This is a genomic window from Variovorax sp. P1_H12_2 (assembly GCF_056405335.1).
The window spans coordinates 1-2,968 of the sequence record NZ_JBFUCI010000591.1 but is presented as its reverse complement, the minus strand read 5'-3'; the positions used below and the strand labels follow the sequence as shown (position 1 = coordinate 2,968).

Below are 2,968 nucleotides of genomic sequence, written 5' to 3'. Positions count from 1 at the left end.
GGTTGAGCAGCACCTGCTGCAGATGGATGCGATCGCCAAGGACCGGCGGCAGAGGGTGCGCAACGTGCAAATGCACGCGAATGCGGCGCGCTGCGGCGTCGGGACGGACCAACGCCGTGACATTCTCCAGAAGGTCTTGGACGTTCAGCGGCACGACCTCGACCTCGTGGCGCCGCAGCATCGCGCGCATGCGATCGATCACGGCACCCGCTCGCTGGTCATCGGCGAGGATGTCGTCGACGATCGCGCGGATCTCCTCAAGGTCCGCCTGACCGGATTGCAGCATGAGCACTGCGGCTTCGGCATTGCGCAGGATGGCGCCCAGCGGCTGGTTGATCTCGTGGGCCAGAGCGGCCGCCAACTGACCCATCACGGACAAGCGGCCTGCGTGAGCGATTTCATGCCGCAGGCGCAACATTTCCTGCTCGGCCTCCTTGCGGGCGGTGATGTCGCTGCAGGCGCCCCGACTGCGGACAGCGCGCTGGCGCTCGAACTCGAATTGTCCTTGCGCCGAGATCCACCGCATGCTGCCATCGGAAACAAAGACGCGAAACTCCGTCTGAAAGTGGCCAATCCTGTCCCCTCCCGCCTCGGAGAACGCCAGGCGAACCATGCGGCGGTCGTCGGCATGCACCTTCGATAGCAACGACTCCAGATCCATCGGCTCGTTCSGCGAAAAGTCGAACAGCTGCCGGGTCCTCGGGCTCGCCCAGAAGGTGCCGCACGCGGTATCRCGCGTCCAGAGGCCCAGGTTCGCGGCYTGCATGGCGAGCGTCATGCGCTCCTCCCCTTCGCGCAACTCGTGCAGCAGTGTCGCCGCGCGATGCACGTTGCGACTCAGTTCGTAGGCCATCGCGAACACAATGCCCAATGAGAACAAGCTGACCGTGATCGGCGCCTCGACAAAGCCCCAGAACACCACCACCGCCTGCGCCACACCACCCAGGGCGAAGAAGCAGGCCGTGCCGCCGATGGTGAGCGCTGCGGTCCTGTCGCCGCGGCGCCAGGCCGAAAGGCTGGCATCCAGGACAAAGATCGCGAGCAGGCCCATCGCCAACTGGCCGACCAGCATCCACGGATTGGGCGTCCCGATGGCGATCGAGACGTTCTCGCCCAGGAACGGAATGGCGCGCAGCCCCGAGATCTCTTTGAAGTTCAGAGACTGCCCGCTCAGGAAGTTGGGCAACAAGGTGAAGGTCCGCAGTGCGACGACTGTCCACCCCAACCAGGCGCGACCGCTTTTGAGATAGCTGCGCACGAAGCCGACTTGCGACACGGTGGCGAGCCAGACCGCCACCTGTCCCGCGCGATTCGCAAGCGCATACTCTGCTGGCGCCTGCGCTTTCATCATGACGAGTTCGCAGAAGGCAAGCGCAGCGGTCGCCACCGCCAAGACCGGAAAGAACAAACTCGGCCAGGCGCCCCGATCCTTCACCCACACCGGCAAGTGCACCGCAGCCAGCATGAGGCACGCGGAGCCGACCATGGCCCAAACAATGGTGACCCAACTCATGAAAACTCCATTCGGTGACCAAGCCCGATTCTCGCCTGGGTGGAATGACGTGACTTGAGAGGATGCCGAAGCGCGGCATGACCATGGCGTTGCCGGCGGCGAAGACGGGATTCATGACGGAGCACAAGCTCATCGACACGTCCCGGTGCTGCCGCACCGGGACGGACATGGATCAGTTCACGAGTTCGAATTCACCCGGCTTCCATGTCTTGTCGAACCACGATTCCAAGGGGCCTATCGAAAGACAGGGATGCCGGCGAAGGCTTGTTCCGCTGGACGCGCTTCAGCGTGCGCGAATCACGTCGGACACGACGCCGTTCTCGTTGACGGTGCAGTTGATCGCCGGTTGTCCGGCTCCGATGCTGAGGGTGACGACGTAGAAGCCTTCCCTCATGGTGCTCGCGTCGCTGGTCGGCGTCACGCTTGCCCTTGGCACCTTGTACTCGCGGGAGACGGCGTCGATGCAGCTGGTTCGCGCCACAAGCGGAGACATGAAGCCTCCGATGATCGGCGCCGGAGGCTGATAGTTGGCGCAGCCACTGGCGACAAGGCAATAAACCATGGCTGTTGCGGAACGAATGCGAAAGGACATGCTGACTCCTCGGACTGTGACTCAAATTGCGAAAAGAATCCGCGGCATTGCGGCCGGTCCGGCCGGGCGCTCGGCATTGGACGCTCCGAGTGCCGTTTCGAAGAAACCAGCGTTCGCGATGCCAGGATTCTGATGGGGCCAATCGGTCGGCATGCGGACCTGTGACCCGTGCTGTCGCTCAGCTCATTGGGGCTGGACGCGAGCGGCCTCGCCATTGCCCTGGATGAAGACCCGCTGCCCCACTCGCAGTCCGGGCATCACCGGCTGCGTCACCTCGACCAGCACACCACTGTCGGTGCGAACGAAGATCTGCTGGCCTTCGAGCGGCTTGCTGTAACGTTCCGCAATCTGGCTGCCCGCCACGCTGCCGCCGATCGCGCCCACCACCATGGCCACATCGCGGCCGGTGCCACCGCCGATCAGGCTGCCGATGCCGACACCGGCCAGTCCGCCGAGCACTGCACCCACTCCGGTATGGTGGGAGGTCGGGATCTCGGTCGGCATGATCTGCTCGATCTTGCCCTGGCGGAYCGTCATCGATGCCTGCTGCGAGCCCGGTGCGGCGCACGCGGTGAGCAAGAGAGCCATTGCGAATGCGGCGAGCCGCGAGAAAAGACGCACGTTCATGGATTGGAACTCCGGTACGGGGTGGAAGAAATTTGAGTTGATCTGGCTTGGCGAGAAAAATCGAAGACAGGTCTCGCGAGAAGGAGCAGCGCCACTTCAGCCTCCCGAGCGAGCGACGGACGCTCGCATCGTCATCGACGACAGCGAATTGGAGATGGAGATCGGCGCGCCCATTTTTTTGCTGGTCCGTGCACAGATGGAGATCGGCGCGCCCATTTTTTTGCTGGTCCGTGCAC

Annotated in this window: 4 protein-coding genes; 1 reads left to right on the top strand and 3 read right to left on the bottom strand. The window is 63.6% G+C overall.

The annotated features are described in order from the left end of the window. The 3 genes from AC1D2K_RS32835 to AC1D2K_RS32825 form a co-directional block, all read right to left on the bottom strand. Nucleotides 1-1,513: PAS domain-containing protein (locus AC1D2K_RS32835; protein ID WP_478094382.1), on the bottom strand; the 1,513-nt coding region annotated here is incomplete at its 3' end. 283 nt (nucleotides 1,514-1,796) lie between these two features. Beyond that, nucleotides 1,797-2,105 carry a hypothetical protein gene (locus tag AC1D2K_RS32830; RefSeq protein ID WP_478094381.1) on the bottom strand — a complete coding sequence of 103 codons (309 nt, stop codon included), beginning with the start codon at nucleotides 2,103-2,105 and terminating at the stop codon, nucleotides 1,797-1,799. A gap of 183 nt (nucleotides 2,106-2,288) precedes the next feature. Beyond that, the gene (locus AC1D2K_RS32825; protein ID WP_478094380.1) at nucleotides 2,289-2,732 is read right to left on the bottom strand and encodes an outer membrane lipoprotein; all 444 of its coding nucleotides are present in this window, start codon (nucleotides 2,730-2,732) and stop codon (nucleotides 2,289-2,291) included. Between AC1D2K_RS32825 and AC1D2K_RS32820 the strand changes: the two genes are divergently transcribed. Next, a partial coding sequence (locus AC1D2K_RS32820; protein WP_478094378.1) for a hypothetical protein occupies nucleotides 2,731-2,968 on the top strand: 238 nt, incomplete at its 3' end. The genes AC1D2K_RS32825 and AC1D2K_RS32820 overlap by 2 nt on opposite strands.